The organism is Pseudomonas soli (genome assembly GCF_021283165.2).
Classification (GTDB): Bacteria; Pseudomonadota; Gammaproteobacteria; order Pseudomonadales; family Pseudomonadaceae; genus Aquipseudomonas; species Aquipseudomonas soli.
In genome coordinates, this window is record NZ_CP128543.1 from 738,641 (window position 1) to 755,296 (window position 16,656).

17 protein-coding genes are annotated in these 16,656 nt (G+C 63.5%); 7 read left to right on the plus strand and 10 right to left on the minus strand.

Annotated features, from left to right (window positions below):
- Positions 1-3: 3 nt before the first annotated feature.
- The 4 genes from LU688_RS03280 to LU688_RS03295 all read right to left on the minus strand — a co-directional run bounded on the left by LU688_RS03280 (position 4) and on the right by LU688_RS03295 (position 4,771).
- Positions 4-909, minus strand: coding sequence for a LysR family transcriptional regulator (locus LU688_RS03280; protein ID WP_038707320.1), 906 nt, complete (start codon positions 907-909; stop codon positions 4-6).
- Positions 910-967: 58 nt separating this feature from the next.
- Entirely contained in the window at positions 968-2,053 is a 1,086-nt protein-coding gene (trmA, locus tag LU688_RS03285) for a tRNA (uridine(54)-C5)-methyltransferase TrmA (RefSeq protein ID WP_094010339.1), read from the minus strand.
- Positions 2,050-3,345, minus strand: a complete 1,296-nt coding sequence (locus LU688_RS03290) for an NCS2 family permease (protein ID WP_038707321.1) — start codon at positions 3,343-3,345, stop codon at positions 2,050-2,052. The genes trmA and LU688_RS03290 overlap by 4 nt, the downstream gene beginning before the upstream one ends.
- A gap of 205 nt (positions 3,346-3,550) precedes the next feature.
- Positions 3,551-4,771 carry an MFS transporter gene (locus LU688_RS03295; RefSeq protein ID WP_094010338.1) on the minus strand — a complete coding sequence of 407 codons (1,221 nt, stop codon included), beginning with the start codon at positions 4,769-4,771 and terminating at the stop codon, positions 3,551-3,553.
- A 342-nt stretch (positions 4,772-5,113) separates the two neighbouring features.
- Between LU688_RS03295 and LU688_RS03300 the strand changes: the two genes are divergently transcribed.
- The 3 genes from LU688_RS03300 to LU688_RS03310 are packed head-to-tail and all read left to right on the plus strand — an operon-like array spanning position 5,114 to position 7,712.
- Entirely contained in the window at positions 5,114-6,550 is a 1,437-nt protein-coding gene (locus LU688_RS03300) for a cytochrome ubiquinol oxidase subunit I (protein ID WP_094010337.1), read from the plus strand.
- 1 nt (position 6,551) lies between these two features.
- Entirely contained in the window at positions 6,552-7,559 is a 1,008-nt protein-coding gene (gene cydB / locus LU688_RS03305) for a cytochrome d ubiquinol oxidase subunit II (RefSeq protein ID WP_023630573.1), read from the plus strand.
- 12 nt (positions 7,560-7,571) lie between these two features.
- Complete coding sequence (locus LU688_RS03310) at positions 7,572-7,712, plus strand: DUF2474 domain-containing protein (protein ID WP_023630574.1); 141 nt, start codon at positions 7,572-7,574, stop codon at positions 7,710-7,712.
- A gap of 55 nt (positions 7,713-7,767) precedes the next feature.
- On the opposite strand, the gene LU688_RS03315 is transcribed toward LU688_RS03310, so the two are convergent.
- Both LU688_RS03315 and LU688_RS03320 read right to left on the minus strand, forming a co-directional pair.
- On the minus strand, positions 7,768-8,892 hold the full coding sequence (locus LU688_RS03315) for a methyltransferase (RefSeq protein ID WP_094010336.1): 1,125 nt from the start codon (positions 8,890-8,892) through the stop codon (positions 7,768-7,770).
- 98 nt (positions 8,893-8,990) lie between these two features.
- On the minus strand, positions 8,991-9,695 hold the full coding sequence (locus LU688_RS03320; RefSeq protein ID WP_094010335.1) for an autoinducer binding domain-containing protein: 705 nt from the start codon (positions 9,693-9,695) through the stop codon (positions 8,991-8,993).
- Between the two features lie 213 nt (positions 9,696-9,908).
- Between LU688_RS03320 and LU688_RS03325 the strand changes: the two genes are divergently transcribed.
- Complete coding sequence (locus LU688_RS03325; RefSeq protein ID WP_094010334.1) at positions 9,909-10,685, plus strand: ferredoxin--NADP reductase; 777 nt, start codon at positions 9,909-9,911, stop codon at positions 10,683-10,685.
- Between the two features lie 68 nt (positions 10,686-10,753).
- On the opposite strand, the gene mscL is transcribed toward LU688_RS03325, so the two are convergent.
- On the minus strand, positions 10,754-11,167 hold the full coding sequence (mscL, locus tag LU688_RS03330) for a large-conductance mechanosensitive channel protein MscL (RefSeq protein WP_023630299.1): 414 nt from the start codon (positions 11,165-11,167) through the stop codon (positions 10,754-10,756).
- Between the two features lie 178 nt (positions 11,168-11,345).
- Between mscL and radA the strand changes: the two genes are divergently transcribed.
- The 3 genes from radA to LU688_RS03345 all read left to right on the plus strand — a co-directional run bounded on the left by radA (position 11,346) and on the right by LU688_RS03345 (position 13,289).
- Complete coding sequence (radA, locus tag LU688_RS03335) at positions 11,346-12,713, plus strand: DNA repair protein RadA (protein ID WP_094010333.1); 1,368 nt, start codon at positions 11,346-11,348, stop codon at positions 12,711-12,713.
- A 67-nt stretch (positions 12,714-12,780) separates the two neighbouring features.
- Positions 12,781-13,002: an RNA polymerase sigma factor gene (locus LU688_RS03340; RefSeq protein ID WP_232888033.1), complete on the plus strand. Its 222-nt coding sequence runs from the start codon at positions 12,781-12,783 to the stop codon at positions 13,000-13,002.
- A 5-nt stretch (positions 13,003-13,007) separates the two neighbouring features.
- Entirely contained in the window at positions 13,008-13,289 is a 282-nt protein-coding gene (locus tag LU688_RS03345) for a sigma-70 family RNA polymerase sigma factor (protein WP_232888034.1), read from the plus strand.
- Positions 13,290-13,478: 189 nt separating this feature from the next.
- Here the strand turns inward: LU688_RS03345 and LU688_RS03350 are convergent, their stop codons facing one another.
- The 3 genes from LU688_RS03350 to LU688_RS03360 form a co-directional block, all read right to left on the minus strand.
- A complete protein-coding gene (locus tag LU688_RS03350; protein WP_023630301.1) occupies positions 13,479-14,996 on the minus strand; it encodes a nucleobase:cation symporter-2 family protein in 1,518 nt (505 codons plus the stop codon).
- Positions 14,997-15,257: 261 nt separating this feature from the next.
- Entirely contained in the window at positions 15,258-15,629 is a 372-nt protein-coding gene (locus LU688_RS03355) for a PilZ domain-containing protein (RefSeq protein ID WP_094010332.1), read from the minus strand.
- A 71-nt stretch (positions 15,630-15,700) separates the two neighbouring features.
- Positions 15,701-16,510 carry a lytic polysaccharide monooxygenase gene (locus LU688_RS03360; RefSeq protein ID WP_160290876.1) on the minus strand — a complete coding sequence of 270 codons (810 nt, stop codon included), beginning with the start codon at positions 16,508-16,510 and terminating at the stop codon, positions 15,701-15,703.
- Positions 16,511-16,656 lie beyond the last annotated feature (146 nt).

Sequence of the window (16,656 nt, forward strand, 5' to 3'; positions counted from 1 at the left end):
AAATCAATGTTGCCATCGCTGCTCTGCGTAGTACGCCTGCACGTAGTCGAGGAGTGCCCGTACCTTGGGCGCCACATAGCGGCTCTGCGGGTAGACCGCGTACACAGTGCGTGAGGGCAGCGACCAGTCCGCCAGCACCGGCACCAGGCGCCCGTCGCGCAAGGCATCGTGGGCGATGAAGCGGTCGAAGCTGGCGATCCCCAACCCGCCGATCGCTGCCGCGCGCAGGGCCATCGGCGAATTGGCGCTCAGGCGCTGGGGCATCAGCAACTCGCGGCGCTCGCCGGCGGGGCCGGTCAGTTGCAGGCGCTGTGGATGCGGCAAGCGGCTGTAGCCGAGCAATGGGTGGGCAGCCAGGGCGTCGGGGGTGGTCGGCGTGCCGTGACGCTCCAGGTAGCCGGGAGCGGCCACCAGCAGCACCTCGCTGTCTGCCAGCCTACGGGCCACGAGGCTGGAGTCGGGCAGGTGGTCGGTGACCCTCAGGCAGACATCGATGTCTTCTTCCAGCAGGTCGATGAAGCGGTCGCTGCAATGCAGTTCGACCTGCAATCGCTCGTGACGTCCGACGAAGTCGGGTAGCCAGTGTCCGAGTTCCAGCTCGCCAAAGGCAGTGGCCACACCCAGGCGCAGCGTGCCGCTGGGCTGTTGTTGATGCTCGGACAGTTCAAGGTTCATGGCCTGCATCTGCTCGAGAATCCGGGTGCAGTGGCGATAGAACAGCGCCCCGGCTTCGGTCATTTGCAGGCGACGGGTGGTGCGGTTGAGCAGTTGTGTGCCGAGATGGCGTTCGAGGTGCTTCACCTGGCGCGACAGCACGGTGTGGGAAACGCCCGCCTGGTGGGCGGCGGCGCTGAAGCTGCCGAGGTCGACGACTCGGCGGAAGGTCTGCATGGCGCTCAACTGGTCCAATGGCACATCACTCCTTGCAGCGAACGGCGGGGCCCTGGCGGCCCCGCGTCGTCGCGGGTCAGCGCCGAACCAGCAGCACCCCGCTTTCCATATGGTGGGTGTAGGGGAACTGGTCGAACAGCGCGCAGCGTTCGATACGGTGGGTATCGTGCAGCTGGGCGATGTTCTGCGCCAGGGTTTCCGGGTTGCAGGAGATGTACAGGATGCGCTCGAAGCGACGGGTCAGCTCGCAGGTGTCCGGGTCCATGCCGGCGCGCGGCGGGTCGACGAACACCGTGCCGAAGTCGTAGCTCTTCAGGTCGATGCCTTCCAGGCGGCGGAACGGGCGGACCTCGTTCAGGGCCTGGGTCAGCTCTTCGGCCGACAGGCGCACCAGGCGCACGTTGTCCACGCCGTTCTCGTCGAGGTTGTGCAGGGCGGCGTTGACCGAGGTCTTGCTGATCTCGGTGGCCAGTACCTGGCGGGCGCGGGTGGCCAACGGCAAGGTGAAGTTGCCGTTGCCGCAATACAGCTCGAGCAGATCGTCCTGGCGCTCGCCCATGGCCTCGAAGGCCCAGCCGAGCATCTTCTGGTTCACCGCGCCGTTCGGCTGGGTGAAGGCGCCTTCGGGCTGGCGATAGCTGAAGGTGCGCCCGGCGATGTCGAGCTTCTCCACCGCGTAGTCGCGGCCGATCACCACACGCTTGCCTTTCGAGCGGCCGACCACGCTGACACCGAGGTCGGCGGCCAACTGCTGCGCGGCGGCCTCCCAGGCCTGGTCCAGCGGGCGGTGGTAGCACAGGGTGATCATTGCGTCACCGGCCAGGGTGGTGAGGAACTCCACCTGGAACAGCCGGTTGTCGAGGTCTTCATTGGTCTGCCAGGCGGCTTTCAGGCGCGGCATCAATGCATTGATGCGCTCGCTGGCGATCGGGAAGTCGTCGATCAGGATGGCCTTGTGCTTCTCGCCCGGGGCGAACATCGCATAGTGGCGCTGGCCGCCTTCGCGCCACAGGCGGAACTCGGCGCGCAGGCGGTAGTGCCCGCGCGGCGAGTCGAACACGGCCGGCTCCGGCGCGTCGAACGGGGCCAGCAGGTCGCGCAGGCGGGCGGCCTTGGCCGCCAGTTGCACGTCGTATTGCGCGGGATCGTAGGCAGCACTCATGCGGGGAACCAACCCAGCTTGATGACGAACAGGATGGACAGGATCACCAGCGCCGGGTTCAGGTCATGGCGACGGCCGGAGATCAGCTTGATGGCGGTCCAGGCGATGAAGCCGAAGGCGATGCCGTTGGCGATCGAGTAGGTCAGCGGCATGGCCAGGGCGGTCACCACCACTGGCGCGGCTTCGGTGACGTCGTCCCAGTTGATCTCGGCCAGGCCCGAAGCCATCAGCACGGCGACGAACAGCAGCGCCGGAGCGGTGGCGAAGGCCGGCACGCTGCCGGCCAGCGGGGCGAAGAACAGCGCCAGCAGGAACAGGATGGCGACCACGATGGCGGTCAGGCCGGTGCGCCCGCCGGCACTCACGCCCGCCGCCGACTCGATGTAGCTGGTGGTGGTCGAGGTGCCCAGCAGCGAACCGGCCATGGCGGCGGTGCTGTCGGCGATCAGGGCGCGGCCCATCTTCGGCATGTGGCCGTCCTTGCCCATCAGACCGGCGCGTTTGGCCACGCCGATCAGGGTGCCGGAGTTGTCGAACAGGTCGACGAACAGGAAGGCGAAGATCACGCTGATCAACCCGACATCCAGGGCGCCGGCGATGTCCAACTGCAGGAAGGTCGGGGCCAGCGACGGTGGCATCGAGACCACCCCGCCGAACGGCGTGACGCCCAGCGCGATCGCGGCCACGGTCACCGCCAGGATACCGATCAGCACGGCGCCGCGAACCTTCAGCGACTCGAGGGCGACGATCAGGAAGAAGCCCAGGGTGGCGAGGATCGGCGCGGGTTTGCTGAGGTCGCCCAGACCCACCAGGGTGGCTGGGTTATCGACGACGATGCCGGCGTTATGCAGGGCAATCAGCGCCAGGAACAGGCCGATGCCGGCAGCAATGGCCGAGCGCAGCGGCAGCGGGATGCTGTTCACGATCCATTCGCGGATGCGGAAGATCGACAGCAGGAAGAACAGCACCGCGGAGAGGAACACCGCGCCCAGCGCCACCTGCCAGGTGTGGCCCATGTGCAGGACCACGGTGTAGGTGAAGAAGGCGTTCAGGCCCATGCCCGGCGCCAGGGCGATCGGGTAGTTGGCGATGATGCCCATGGTCACCGAGCCGATGGCCGCGGCCAGGCAGGTGGCGACGAAGAGCGCGCCCTTGTCCATGCCGGTCTCGCCGAGGATGCTCGGGTTGACGAACAGGATGTAGGCCATGGCCAGGAAGGTGGTGACGCCCGCGAGAATCTCGGTGCGCACGTTGGTGTTGTGTGCTTTTAGTTGAAACAGCCTTTCCAGCATGCCTGCTCCCCGGGCGCGCTCGCGCCGTGAATGTATCGACCCCAACAGCAAAGCACAGACCGTACCGGGTGCCGTGGTTTTGTGTGGGGTGGAAAAAAGCCGCGCATCATACCAGCAAGGATGGCGGGGGCCTATGGCCATTGGGGAGAGAGGCCATTCGGGCCCTCTCGCGGTTTTTCGCCTCGCGAGGGGGCGAACACGGTTTTCAGCCGTTATGCATACGGTCGCGATGGGTCAACGTCGGGAACAGCTTCATCCATACCCCGGTCACCAGCAGCGTGCCCACGCCGCCGAGCACCACCGCCGGCACTGTGCCAAACCAGTGCGCGGTCAGCCCCGACTCGAACTCGCCGAGCTGGTTCGAGGCACCGATGAACAGCCCGTTCACCGCGCTTACCCGGCCGCGCATCTCGTCCGGCGTCTCCAGCTGCACGAAGGCGCCGCGGATGACCATGCTGATCATGTCCGCCGCGCCGAGCACCACCAGCACCGCCAGGGAGAACCAGAACGAGGTCGAGAGGCCGAAGGTGATGGTCGCCACCCCGAACACGCCGACCGAGGCGAACATGATCAGGCCTACCTTGCGCTCCACCGGGAAGCGCGCCAGCCACAGCGACATCAGCAGCGCGCCCACCGCCGGCGCCGAGCGCAGCAGGCCCAGGCCCCAGGCGCCGGTGAGCAGGATGTCCTTGGCGAACACTGGCAGCAGCGCGGTAGCGCCGCCCAGCAGCACGGCGAACAGGTCTAGGGAGATGGCACCGAAGATGTCCGGACGGCTGCGGATGAAGCGTACCCCGGCCAGCAGCGATTCCAGGTTGGCCCGACCGCGCTGGGGCAGTTGCTGGCGCGCGTCGAGGCTCAGGGTCAACAGGCAGGCGATGAGGTAGAGGGCCACGGTCGGGCCGTACACCCAGGTACTGCCGAAGGCGTAGAGAAAGCCGCCGACCGCCGGGGCGACGATGGTCGCCGACTGGGTGGCCGACGCCGACGCCGCCACGGCCCGTGGGAACAGCCCTGGCGGCACCACGTTGGGTAACAGCGCCTGGGTCGCCGGCATCTCGAACGAACGGGTGGCGCCGAGCAGGAAGGCGAGGATGAAGATCAGCTCGCGGCTGACGTTGTCGGTGACGCTGCCCAGTGCCAGCGCCAGGGCGATCAGCGCCTGCAGGGTCTGGCACAGGGCGGCCACCTTGCGTCGGTCGTAGCGGTCGGCGACATGGCCTGTGTGCAGCATGAACAGCATCCGGGGCGCGAACTCGACCAGCCCGACCAGGCCCAGGTCGAGGACATTCCCGGTCAGTTGGTAGAGGTGCCAGCCAATGGCCACCGTCAGCATCTGGAAGCCGCTGGCGGTGAACACGCGGGCCAGCCAGAAGGCCAGGAAAGGGCGGTGATGACGCAGCAATTGCGGGGCGGAATCGGACATCGGGGGGCTGCAGCCTCGGAGATAGAGGGGCCTGCAGAGTAACATCTGTTTGTAACAAATAGTTGCTGAAAGTCGTGTGGATCAACTGCCGCGAATTCGCAAAAGAGGGTGAGGCAACCGGTCACGCGGCAATCAACCACACATCCGGATGGAGCATTCAGGACTATGCTTCCATTCAGTCGTTGATCTGGATCAATCGTTCCAGATGCAACGATCTTGGCCTTCGGGCCGGAATCCCCGCGATCGAACAGAACAATTCTAACGCGCCGCACTCGATACCCGTGGGGGCAGTGGGCGACAGGCCATGAGCCCGGTCGCCGGATTACCTGAAGAGGAAGCACCATGTTCGGATTGGAAGCTCTAGAGCTCGCCCGAATCCAGTTTGCCTTTACCGTGTCCTTTCACATCCTGTTCCCGGCCATCACCATTGGCCTGGCGAGCTACCTGGCGGTCCTAGAAGGCCTTTTGCTGAAGACCGGCGACAACACGTACCGTGACCTCTACCACTTCTGGTCGAAGATCTTCGCCGTGAACTTCGGCATGGGCGTGGTCTCGGGCCTGGTCATGGCCTATCAGTTCGGCACCAACTGGAGCCAGTTCTCCGATTTTGCCGGATCCATCACTGGTCCCTTGCTCACTTACGAGGTCTTGACCGCCTTCTTCCTCGAGGCCGGTTTCCTTGGTGTCATGCTGTTCGGCTGGAACCGTGTAGGCCGTGGCCTGCACTTCTTCGCCACCTGCATGGTGGCGCTCGGCACGCTGGTGTCGACCTTCTGGATCCTCGCTTCCAACAGCTGGATGCAGACCCCCCAGGGCTACGAGATCGTCAATGGCCAGGTGATTCCGGTGGACTGGTTCGCGGTGATCTTCAACCCGTCCTTCCCCTATCGCCTGATGCACATGGCCACCGCGGCCTTCGTCGCCACCGCGTTCTTTGTCGGCGCCTCGGCGGCCTGGCACCTGTTGCGCGGGAGGGACAACCCGGCAGTGCGTAAGATGCTGTCGATGGCCATGTGGATGGCCCTGGTGGTGGCGCCTATCCAGGCCGTGATCGGCGACTTCCATGGCTTGAACACGCTCAAGCATCAACCGGTGAAGATCGCCGCCATCGAAGGCCACTGGGAGAACAAGCCCGGCGAGCCGACGCCGCTGATCCTGTTCGGCATTCCCGACATGCAGGCAGAAACCACGCGCTTCAAGATCGAGATTCCAGCCTTGGGCAGCCTGATCCTGACCCATAGCCTGGACAAGCAAGTGCCGGCGATGAAGGACTTCCCGCCCGAGGACCGACCCAACTCGACCATCGTGTTCTGGTCGTTCCGGGTCATGGTTGGCCTGGGCATGCTGATGATCTTCGTCGGCCTGTGGAGCCTGTGGCTGCGCAAGCGCGGCACCCTGTACAGCTCGCGGCCGTTCCTCTACCTGACCCTGTGGATGGGCCCGTCGGGGTTGATCGCGATCCTCGCCGGCTGGTTCACCACCGAGATCGGCCGCCAGCCGTGGGTGGTCTACGGGCTGATGCGCACCGCCGATGGGGTGTCCAACCATAGCTACGCGCAGTTGGGGTTCACCCTGGTGATGTTCGTGGTGGTCTACTTCGCGCTGTTCGGCACCGGCCTGGGCTACATGATGCGCCTGGTGCGCAAAGGGCCGAAGACCGGTGAAGGCGATGAGCACACCCCGGGTGGCCCTGGCCAGAAACGTACGCCGGCGCGGCCGCTGTCCGCCGCCGATGAAGGCCATGAGGCCGACTCCAGCAGCCTGAGCAAGGGGAACTGAGATGGGTATCGATCTTCCGCTGATCTGGGCCGTGATCATCATCTTCGGCGTCATGATGTACGTGGTGATGGATGGTTTCGACCTGGGCATCGGCATGCTCTTCCCCTTCGTCCAGGACGAGCGTGACCGCGATGTAATGATGAACACGGTTGCTCCGGTATGGGACGGCAACGAGACCTGGCTGGTACTGGGCGGGGCGGCGCTGTTCGGGGCTTTCCCACTGGCCTACTCGGTGGTGTTGGAGGCGCTGTACCTGCCACTGATCCTGATGCTGGTGGGCCTGATCTTCCGGGGCGTGGCCTTCGAATTCCGCTTCAAGGCCCGGGCCAACAGGCGCCATATCTGGGACAAGGCCTTCATCTGGGGCTCGCTGGTGGCGACCTTCTTCCAGGGCGTGGCCCTGGGCGCCTTCATCGAGGGCTTCAAGGTGGTCGACCGCAAGTTCGTCGGTGGCACCCTCGATTGGCTGACGCCGTTCACGGTGTTCTCGGGCCTAGGCCTGATCGTCGCCTACACGCTGCTGGGCTGCACCTGGTTGATCATGAAGACCGAAGGGCCGCTGCAGCAGAAGATGCATGACATGGCTCGGCCACTGGCGCTGGTGCTGCTGGTGGTGATCGGCATCGTCAGCCTGTGGACGCCGATCGCCTATCCGCAGATCGCCGAGCGTTGGTTCAGCATGCCCAACCTGATCTGGTTCATGCCGGTGCCGATCCTGGTGCTGGTGACCTTCTACGGGTTGCTGCGGGCGGTGGCGCGCAATGCCCACTACACCCCGTTCCTGCTGACCCTGGTGCTGATCTTCCTCGGTTACAGCGGGTTGGGCATCAGCCTGTGGCCGAACATCATCCCGCCGTCGATCAGCATCTGGGATGCTGCGGCGCCGCCGCAGAGCCAGGGCTTCATGCTGGTGGGCACGCTGTTCATCCTGCCGTTCATCCTTGGTTACACCTACTGGAGCTACTACGTGTTCCGCGGCAAGGTGACCCATGAAGACGGCTATCACTAGGAGCGCCGGGCGATGAATGTCGAAGAGAAGAAACCGCTGTGGCAACGCCTGGGTTGGCTGGTGCTGATCTGGGGGCTGAGCGTGGCAGCGCTTGGCGTGGTGGCTTATGGCATGCGCATGTTCATGAACGCGGCAGGCCTGAGTACTCACTAAGCCATTGAGTCATCGCGGGGCAAGTCGCACCGATGCGACTTGCCCCGCGATGCTTTTATTTCCGGGCCTTGAGCACCACGAACTTCGGCGTTGCCGCCACCTGCTCGACGCCCCGGAACAAGCGCGCCAGCTTGCTGTGATAGCCCAGGTGGCGGTTGCCGACGATGTACAGCGCGCCACCGACTTCCAGCGCCTCGCGGGCCTGCTGGAACATGCGCCAGGCGAGGAAGTCGCCGACCACCTGCTGCTGGTGGAACGGTGGATTGCACAGCACCACGTCCAGCGATTGTTTCTCCTGGCCGGCCAGGCCGTCCGCGGCCCTGATCGTCACTTCGCGTTCGCCCAGTGCCGCCTGCCAGTTCTCCCGCGCCGACTGCACCGCCATGTACGACTCGTCGACCAGGGTGAACTGCGCATCCGGGTTGGCCAGGGCGCAGGCAATCGCCAGCACGCCATTGCCACAGCCGAGATCGGCTACGCGGGCGCGGCCCAAATCACGTGGCAGATGCGGCAGGAAGGCGCGAGTGCCGATGTCCAGGCCTTCGCGGCAGAACACGTTGGCGTGGTTGACCAGCTCCAGGGCCGGCGTGTCCAGGCGGTAGCGGCTGGGGTAGGGGGAGCGCGCGACGGGCCGTTGCGCGACAGTGGCACTCAGCAGGCGCGCTTTCTTCTGCGCCAGCGAAGCCTGCACCGGGCCGATGTACTTCTCCATGAGGTCGCCGGCGGCTCGTGGCAGGTGCTTGATCATCGCCCCGGCGATCACCTGGGCTCCAGGCGCCAATTGGCCCTGCAGGCGGATCAGTTGCTCCTCGAGCAGGGCCAGGGTCTTGGGCACGCGCACCAGCACGCGGTCGAACGGGCCCTGGAAGGGCTCGTTGGCCGGGATGAAGGGCACGCTGTCGAACGGCTTGCCGTTCCCCGCGAGGTTCTTCTCCAGGGCCAGGTGCGCCAGGTGCGAGTCGCCGCTGCTGGTCACGTCCAGGTGTCCGGCCAGGCTGGCGGCCAGGGCGCCGAAGCTGTCGTTGAGCACCAGCACCTTGCACCCTGCGCCCGGTGCCTGGGCGGCCAGGTGTTCCAGCAGGTACTGGTCGGCGGCATCGAACGCCAGCAGCGGGTCGTTGGCTTGCTCCGGCTGGCGGATCAGGTCGAGGTCGGCGAAGGGGCTGTTGAACAGGGGCATGACGTGGGGCTCTGCTGCGTATCTGCCCGGCGCGCGGGTGCGGCGGGCTTGCGGCGGGGAATTCTACAGGGCTTTGCGCCTGGGTGGGGGACGCGCTGTCAGAGCAGGCCGCGCAGGGCGGCAATGGCGATGGCGCCAGCTTTGTTGGAGGCGTTGGTCTTGCTGATCACACTGCGAATATGGAAATTCACGGTGCTGGTCGACAGCGAGAGGATCATCGCCACGTCGGCGGCAGTCTTGCCGGCGGCGGACCACTTGAGCACTTCAAGCTCGCGTTCGCTCAATTGCGGCAGTGGGCTGTACTTCGCCAGGTGGTGCGTGCTGAGGGCGGCGTGCAAGGTGTTGCACAGCCACATGACCTGGGCACTCTTCTCGAACAGTTCGTCGCGGGAGACGGCGCCTTCGGCCCTGGAGACGCTCAACTGACTTTCGTTGTGCTGCTGGTCGTGCACCGACTGACTCCAGCCATGGATCATGCCGTAGGCGCTGGCGGCCTCACGCAGCTGTGGCACCTCATGAAACAGATCGTCGTTCCAGACCAGTGGCAACGTCGTGTGGTGGCATTTTGATACTGTCGGGTCTATGTTGATGAAGTCTTCAGCCTGATAGAGGGTGTTCCAGGCGCTTGGGTAATTGTTGTAGAGGACGATTTGGGGGCCACGGGCAGCGATATGCAGGTGCAAGGTCAGGCCGATGAACTCCATGTCCAGTGCTTGGGCCAGTTTCACAGCCTGGCCGAACACCTGCTGCGGCTCTTTCTCCTCCAGCAGTTGCTGGAGCTGCTCGCTCTTCCAATGTGGCATCTGAGGCTCCCTTTACGTCTTCGTGGATCCAAAGTGAGGACTACACGGACCGTAGTGTAGGAAAGCTCCTACTGGTGTGCTGGGTTTTTTTGCTATAGCTGTGTCGCTTTTTTAGGTAGTTCTGCTCGGTGTCGTGTCATGCCCTACAAATCGACGGTGTTTATCTGCGCTGCTTTGCGCGACACTGTGCGCTCTTGATTCGTGGAGCCCGTCATGACCGCCAGCGCCGACAAATTCACCCGCCAGACCCTGCTCGGCGTCCAGCCTCTGACTCCCAACCTGTTTTCCCTGCGTGTCACCCGCGATGCAGGCTTTCGCTTTCGTGCCGGTCAGTTCGCCCGGCTGGGCGTGAACAAGGCCGATGGCAGCGTTGTCTGGCGTGCCTATTCCATGGTCAGCGCGCCCCATGACGAGTTTCTCGACTTCTTCTCCATCGTGGTGCCCGGGGGCGAGTTCACCAGTGAGCTCAGCCGGCTTGGCGAAGGCGACACCCTGCTGATCGACCGCCAGGCCTTCGGCTACCTGACCCTTGACCGCTTCGTCGGCGGCCGTGACTTGTGGCTGCTGGCCACCGGCACCGGCATCGCACCGTTCATGTCGATCCTGCAGGACTTCGAGGCCTGGGAGCGCTTCGACAATATCAAGCTGGTGTACTCGGTGCGCGAGGCGAAGGAGCTGGCGTATGTCGATGAAATCGCCGCGTTGGAACAGCGCGACTACCTGGCGGAGTACGCGGGCAAGCTGCAGTTCATTCCGGTGGTTACCCGAGAGCAGCATCCGGGTGCGTTGAATGCGCGGATTACCACGTTGATCGAGAACGGTGAACTGGAAAAGGCGGCGGGGCTGGCGCTGTCGCCGGAGCATTCACGGATCATGCTGTGCGGCAACCCGGAGATGATCGACGAGACGCGCAAGGTGCTCAAGGCGCGGGACTTGCAACTGAGCCTGAGCAAGCGGCCGGGGCAGGTGGCGGTGGAGAATTACTGGTAAGGAACAATGGCGCTTTTTGGATCGCCGTCACTGGGGCCGCTGCAAAGCGGCCCCAGTCGTTTTGTGCTTCAGGGCTGGCGATTCTGCGCCTTGAGCAAGTCGCGAATCTCGGTCAGCAGGGCTTCCTCGGCGCTGGGCACCGGCGGCGCGGTCGGTGCCACGGCCTCTTCGCGCTTGAGGCGGTTGATCACCTTCACGCCCATGAAGATGGCAAAGGCGACGATGATGAAGTCGAGCACGGTCTGGATGAACTTGCCGTAGGCCAGCATCACGGCCGGCACATCGCCTTCGGCAGCCTTGAGCGTGATGGCCAGGTCGCTGAAGTCGACACCGCCGATCAGCAGGCCGATGGGGGGCATGATCACGTCACCGACAAAGGAAGAGACGATCTTGCCGAACGCCGCGCCGATGATGATACCCACCGCCATGTCGACGACATTTCCCTTGACCGCGAAGGCCTTGAATTCACTGAGCATGCCCATGCTGTATTCCTTTGTTACGAATGGAGAGGTAAACGCAGTGTAAGCCACTAAAACGCTTCATGCGTGACGTTCGCAGCTACAGACTGTTTATAGAGCGAATAGTTTTGTCGTCCGCCGAGGCCTCCGGGGCACGTCCGTGTTCGGCTATCATGGCGGTTTTTTCCAGGAGACCCAGCCCATGGCCAAGGCCAAGCGTTTGTATGGCTGCACCGAGTGCGGCGCGACCTTTCCCAAGTGGGCCGGGCAGTGTGGCGAGTGCGGGGCCTGGAACACCCTGGTCGAGAGCATGATCGAAAGCGGCGGCGCCGCGGCACCGAGCGGGCGCGCCGGCTGGACCGGGCAGCAGGCGCAGATCAAGACCCTGGCCGAAGTGAGCGTCGAGGAGATCCCGCGCTTCACCACCAGCAGCACCGAACTCGACCGTGTACTCGGCGGCGGCCTGGTGGATGGTTCGGTGGTACTGATCGGGGGCGATCCGGGTATCGGCAAATCGACCATCCTTCTGCAGACCCTGTGCAACATCGCCGTGCAGATGCCGGCGCTGTATGTCACCGGCGAGGAATCGCAGCAGCAGGTAGCCATGCGCTCCCGGCGCCTGGGCCTGCCCCAGGACCAGCTCAAGGTCATGACTGAAACCTGCATCGAGACCATCATTGCCACCGCGCGCCAGGAAAAGCCGCGGGTGATGGTGATCGACTCGATACAGACCATCTTCACCGAACAACTGCAGTCGGCGCCGGGCGGCGTCGCCCAGGTGCGCGAGAGCACGGCATTGCTGGTGCGCTATGCCAAGCAGAGCGGCACGGCGATCTTCCTGGTCGGTCACGTCACCAAGGAGGGCTCGTTGGCAGGTCCTCGGGTGCTCGAGCACATGGTCGACACGGTGTTGTATTTCGAGGGTGAGTCCGATGGCCGCCTGCGCCTGCTGCGCGCAGTGAAGAACCGCTTTGGCGCGGTCAACGAGCTGGGTGTGTTCGGCATGACCGACCGCGGCCTCAAGGAAGTCTCCAATCCGTCGGCGATCTTCCTCAATCGCACCCAGGAAGAGGTGCCCGGCAGCGTGGTCATGGCCACCTGGGAGGGCACCCGGCCGATGCTGGTGGAGGTCCAGGCGTTGGTTGACGACAGCCACCTGGCCAATCCGCGACGGGTGACGTTAGGCCTGGACCAGAACCGCCTGGCCATGCTGTTGGCGGTGTTGCATCGACACGGCGGCATCCCCACCCATGATCAGGACGTGTTCCTCAACGTCGTCGGTGGTGTGAAGGTGCTTGAGACTGCCTCCGACCTGGCGTTGCTGGCTGCGGTGATGTCGAGCCTGCGCAATCGTCCGCTGGCCCATGGCCTGCTGGTGTTCGGCGAAATCGGCCTGTCGGGCGAGGTACGCCCGGTACCCAGTGGCCAGGAGCGTTTGAAGGAAGCGGCAAAACATGGCTTCAAGCGTGCCATCGTGCCTAAGGGCAACGCGCCGAAAGAGGCGCCCGCCGGGTTGCAGGTGATTGCCGTGACCCGTCTGGAACAGGCACTGGACGCATTGTTCGAGTAGGTCAATTTTTTTATAAGTGATTCTCAATAGCGAGTAGCATGCCGCCACCCTGCGAGCACCTCATGGAGTGCGTCTGGCGGAGTCAGACCTCAAGCGGCTGTTTCTCAAGCACGCGAAAAACCTTCAAGGCCTGCTCTCGCGCAAGGTGCGCGACTCACTGCTGGCCGCTGACCTGGTGCAGGACAGTTTCCTGCGCATGGCCGAGCAGCAGTGTACCGAGACGATCGACAACGCCCAGGCGTACCTCTATCGCACCGTGCACAACCCGAAGATCGATCACGTGCGTTAGCAGCAATGGCGCAAGACCGACACGATGCCCCACGAGGCTTTCGAGGCGCTCGTCGAGGATGGCCCCGGGCTCGAGAGCGAGCCGTGCGCGAGCAGCACCTGCGTCGGTTGCAGGCGATCCTCGGCGAGTTGCCCGAGCGCACCCGGGAGATCTTCCGCCTCAACCGCCTGGAAGGCATGACCCACGCCGAGGTCGCCAGGGATCTGGGGATCTCCGACAGTTCGGTGCAAAAGCATCTGGCCAACGCCCTGGCCTATGTGATGCCGTGCCTGCAGGAAACCGAATGACCAACGGTTTACGGTCCTGGTTGCAGCTGCGCTATATGGCGGGGGGCTGGAGGCCGGTGATCTGAATGTGTTGAATCGGTACTTTGTGGCTCACGGCTAAAGCGATCATAGGATTCCACGCATCTTCCCATACAAAAAAAGAGCCGACGATGCGCGTCGGCTCCCCTCGGTGATCGTCCTGGTCAGCGATCAGTGTTCGGCAACCGCTTTGCGCCTGGGCGTCTCGTTGCCGTGCTCGTCCAGTTCCAGCACCGGTACCTCGTTGCCCTCGGCGTCGAACAGCTTGCCGTCCTTGAAGTAGTCGCCATCACGCAGGGCCGAAATATCGGAGTACTGGATGGTGCGCTCGTAGGCCGCGGCGAACACCGACTGGTTTTCCGAGTTGCCGGTGGTGAAGTGGTTGAACATCAGGTTCAGCAGAATTGCCATGATCGCCGCCGAGCTGATGCCGGAGTGGAAGATGGTTTCGAACCAGCTGGGGAAGCTGTGGTAGAAGTTCGGCGCCGCGATCGGGATCATGCCGAAGCCAAGCGAGGCGGCGACGATGATCAGGTTGACGTTGTTCTTGTAGCTGACTTTCGACAGGGTACGGATTCCGCTGGCGGCCACGGTGCCAAACAGCACGATACCGGCGCCACCGAGTACCGGGGTAGGCACTGCCGCAATCACCCGGCCCATGATCGGCAGCAGGCCGAGCACCACCAGGATCACGCCGCCGGTGGCCACCACATAGCGGCTCTTCACGCCGGTGACTGCCACCAGGCCCACGTTCTGGGCGAAGGCGCTCTGGGTGAACGAGCCGAAGATCGGCGCCAGGATGCTCGATGCCATGTCGGCGCGCAGGCCGTTGCCCAGGCGCTTGGAGTCGACCTTGGTGTCGATGATTTCACCGACCGCCAGGATGTCCGCCGAGGTTTCCACCAGGGTCACCATGATCACGATGCACATCGACAGGATCGCGGCGATGTGGAAGGTCGGCATGCCGAAGTGGAACGGGGTGGGGAAGGCGAAGATCGGGCCTTCGGTGACCTTGCTGAAATCGGCCATGCCCAGCGACCAGGCGATCAATGTGCCGGCGACCATCGCCAGCAAGATCGACAGGCGCGAAATGCTCGCGCTGCCGAGCTTGCTCAGCAGCAGGACGATGGCGAAGGTCAGCGCCGCCAGGCCGATGTTGGCCATGCTGCCGAACTCTGGCGAGGCGCTGTTGCCGCCCATCACCCAGCGGGCCGCGACGGGCATCAGGGTCAGGCCGATGGTGGTGATGACGATGCCGGTCACCAGGGGCGGGAAGAACTTGGTGATGCGCGAGAACACCGGGGTAATCAGGAAACCGATCAACGAAGCTGCCATTACCGCGCCCAGCACCGCCGGCAGGCCACCGCCGCCCTGGCTGCCAAGAATCGCGCCCATGGTCGCCACGCCCGCGAACGACACGCCCTGGACCAATGGCAGCTGGCAGCCGAAGAACGGCAGCCCAAGGGTCTGCAGCAATGTCGCCAGGCCACCGGCGAACAACGAGGCAGCAATTAGCAGCCCGATCTCCGCCGGCGCCAGGCCGGCGGCCTGGCCGAGGATCAGGGGTACGGCGACGATCCCTCCATACATGGTCAGGACATGCTGCAGCCCGTAGGCCAGGTTGGCGCCGAGGCCGAGGTTTTCGTCCTCGGGGCGCGGGGCGGGAGACGTGCTGGGGGACGTGGTCATTGGAGCAGGCTCTCTGTTTATTGTTGTGCCGCTACTGTAGACAACTAGCGCAAATAATTGCCACTAAAATTGTATACAAAGTTTTGATCGTAGCGTCGTAAAGGATGCATCCAGGGTGCCTGAAACCTGGATGCACGTTGCGTTCCAACCTGCGAGAGGCTGTTCCAGAGGGGTGTGTACAAAGGGGCTGGGAAAGGCAGGAAAGCTGTCTGGCTGGACAAGAAAGCGGTCACAGCCAGATTGTTAGCAGGCTAAGAGATATCATTCTTCGATGAGTTCGCGCAGCTCGCGCATCATTTCGGTGCTGTCCGCCAGGTTCAGTTCCACAAGACGGTGCAAATGGGTCATCGAGTCGATGTCGATGTGCAGGCAGATGAAGCCCAGGCGCGTGGACTCGTCGTGGCGCAGTTCGACCTGCATCCTGACCTGGGTTTTCTTGTCGTTGAGGTGGATGACTGCGTCGAAGTCCTGGGTGGGGTCCGCATCCCAGGGTTCCGGGCGCTCTACCAGCAAGCCCTTAAGCGACAGGTCGAGGAGCTTCACCGGCCAGCGACGTTCGCCCTGGCGCAGTTCGGTAGGGGCATCGAAGGCGATGCGCTGGAAACGGCGGCGTTCGTCGTGGGAGCTAGTCATGGCTGGATCCTCGTCAGATCTTCTGACTATAGCCCAGCCATGGCCGTCCCTTTCGGAGGATTAACCGGAGGCTATTTGCCGCCGACGATGTTCACATCGCTGCAGTTGTAGAAGCCTTCGCCGGCCGGGTCCTTGCGCTGCCAGCGGCTGTAGATGACACGCTTGCCGATGTGGTTCTTGAGATCGACCTCAAGCTCGTAGTACCCATTTACTGGTGGCACGTCGCCGATTTCCTGCACCAGTTCCAGATCGTCCCACTTCAGCGCGCGCTCTGCGGGGTTGTAGCCAGGCTTGGACACATAGATTTCCCAGTAACTGGGGTTATGCACGGCCTCGATCTTGTAGCGCATGTGCACTTTGTTGTCGGCCCCCTTGCGCAGTTCCTGGGTGGCCCACTCGGCAGGTTGGTCCAGGCCGCTCTTGTCGTTGACCAAGAGGTACAGCCAATTCGAATCCAATTTCAACTTGCGCAAAATTTCGAGGAGTGCGTTCCTGACCTTGCTTAGTGAATCCGCTGCCACGACATTGCCCGCCGAGCACAACTGGCCGTCGGGGATAGCCTTCTTGACTTCTTCGATTTTGTCGTACTCGGGGATGTTCTTCGACACTTCGTGCCATTGGATGAACTGATAGGTCGCCTGTTGGGCGTTGTTGTCGAACTTGCGGTAAACGTGTTGGTACGCCGCTTTGCAGCCTGGACTCTTGATACCTGAGCCATCTTCTGGCCAGTGGTAGTCTTGTGCGTTGAAGCAAGCCAGTTGGCGCGCCACGGGTACTTCCATGGCGCCATGCATTGGCTCGATGGGGGCGGCATGGGCAGGTATCGCCGCAGTGGCGAGCAGGCCGATGAAAGAGGTGTGAAGCAGGTACTTGGTCTTCATTGTGAACATCCTTGTGTATTCAAGACCTGTTCAAAATGCACTCTGGACTGTGGCCCGACAACTGGCAGAATTACCAGGTGAGTTGCGGGAACAACGCTCTAGGTCGGAGCCCCTGGGGTAGCAAGGACGCTCATCTGGATATGGTA

Bases quoted from the DNA above. Each gene is read 5' to 3' on its own strand.
- LU688_RS03290 (WP_038707321.1), bottom strand. From the start codon at position 3,345: ATGCTGGAAAGGCTGTTTCAACTAAAAGCACACAACACCAACGTGCGC.
- radA (WP_094010333.1), top strand. From the start codon at position 11,346: ATGGCCAAGGCCAAGCGTTTGTATGGCTGCACCGAGTGCGGCGCGACC.
- LU688_RS03295 (WP_094010338.1), bottom strand. From the start codon at position 4,771: ATGTCCGATTCCGCCCCGCAATTGCTGCGTCATCACCGCCCTTTCCTG.
- cydB (WP_023630573.1), top strand. From the start codon at position 6,552: ATGGGTATCGATCTTCCGCTGATCTGGGCCGTGATCATCATCTTCGGC.
- LU688_RS03355 (WP_094010332.1), bottom strand. From the start codon at position 15,629: ATGACTAGCTCCCACGACGAACGCCGCCGTTTCCAGCGCATCGCCTTC.
- LU688_RS03300 (WP_094010337.1), top strand. From the start codon at position 5,114: ATGTTCGGATTGGAAGCTCTAGAGCTCGCCCGAATCCAGTTTGCCTTT.
- LU688_RS03360 (WP_160290876.1), bottom strand. From the start codon at position 16,510: ATGAAGACCAAGTACCTGCTTCACACCTCTTTCATCGGCCTGCTCGCC.
- LU688_RS03320 (WP_094010335.1), bottom strand. From the start codon at position 9,695: ATGCCACATTGGAAGAGCGAGCAGCTCCAGCAACTGCTGGAGGAGAAA.
- LU688_RS03315 (WP_094010336.1), bottom strand. From the start codon at position 8,892: ATGCCCCTGTTCAACAGCCCCTTCGCCGACCTCGACCTGATCCGCCAG.
- trmA (WP_094010339.1), bottom strand. From the start codon at position 2,053: ATGAGTGCTGCCTACGATCCCGCGCAATACGACGTGCAACTGGCGGCC.
- LU688_RS03325 (WP_094010334.1), top strand. From the start codon at position 9,909: ATGACCGCCAGCGCCGACAAATTCACCCGCCAGACCCTGCTCGGCGTC.
- LU688_RS03310 (WP_023630574.1), top strand. From the start codon at position 7,572: ATGAATGTCGAAGAGAAGAAACCGCTGTGGCAACGCCTGGGTTGGCTG.
- mscL (WP_023630299.1), bottom strand. From the start codon at position 11,167: ATGGGCATGCTCAGTGAATTCAAGGCCTTCGCGGTCAAGGGAAATGTC.
- LU688_RS03350 (WP_023630301.1), bottom strand. From the start codon at position 14,996: ATGACCACGTCCCCCAGCACGTCTCCCGCCCCGCGCCCCGAGGACGAA.
- LU688_RS03345 (WP_232888034.1), top strand. From the start codon at position 13,008: ATGGCGCAAGACCGACACGATGCCCCACGAGGCTTTCGAGGCGCTCGT.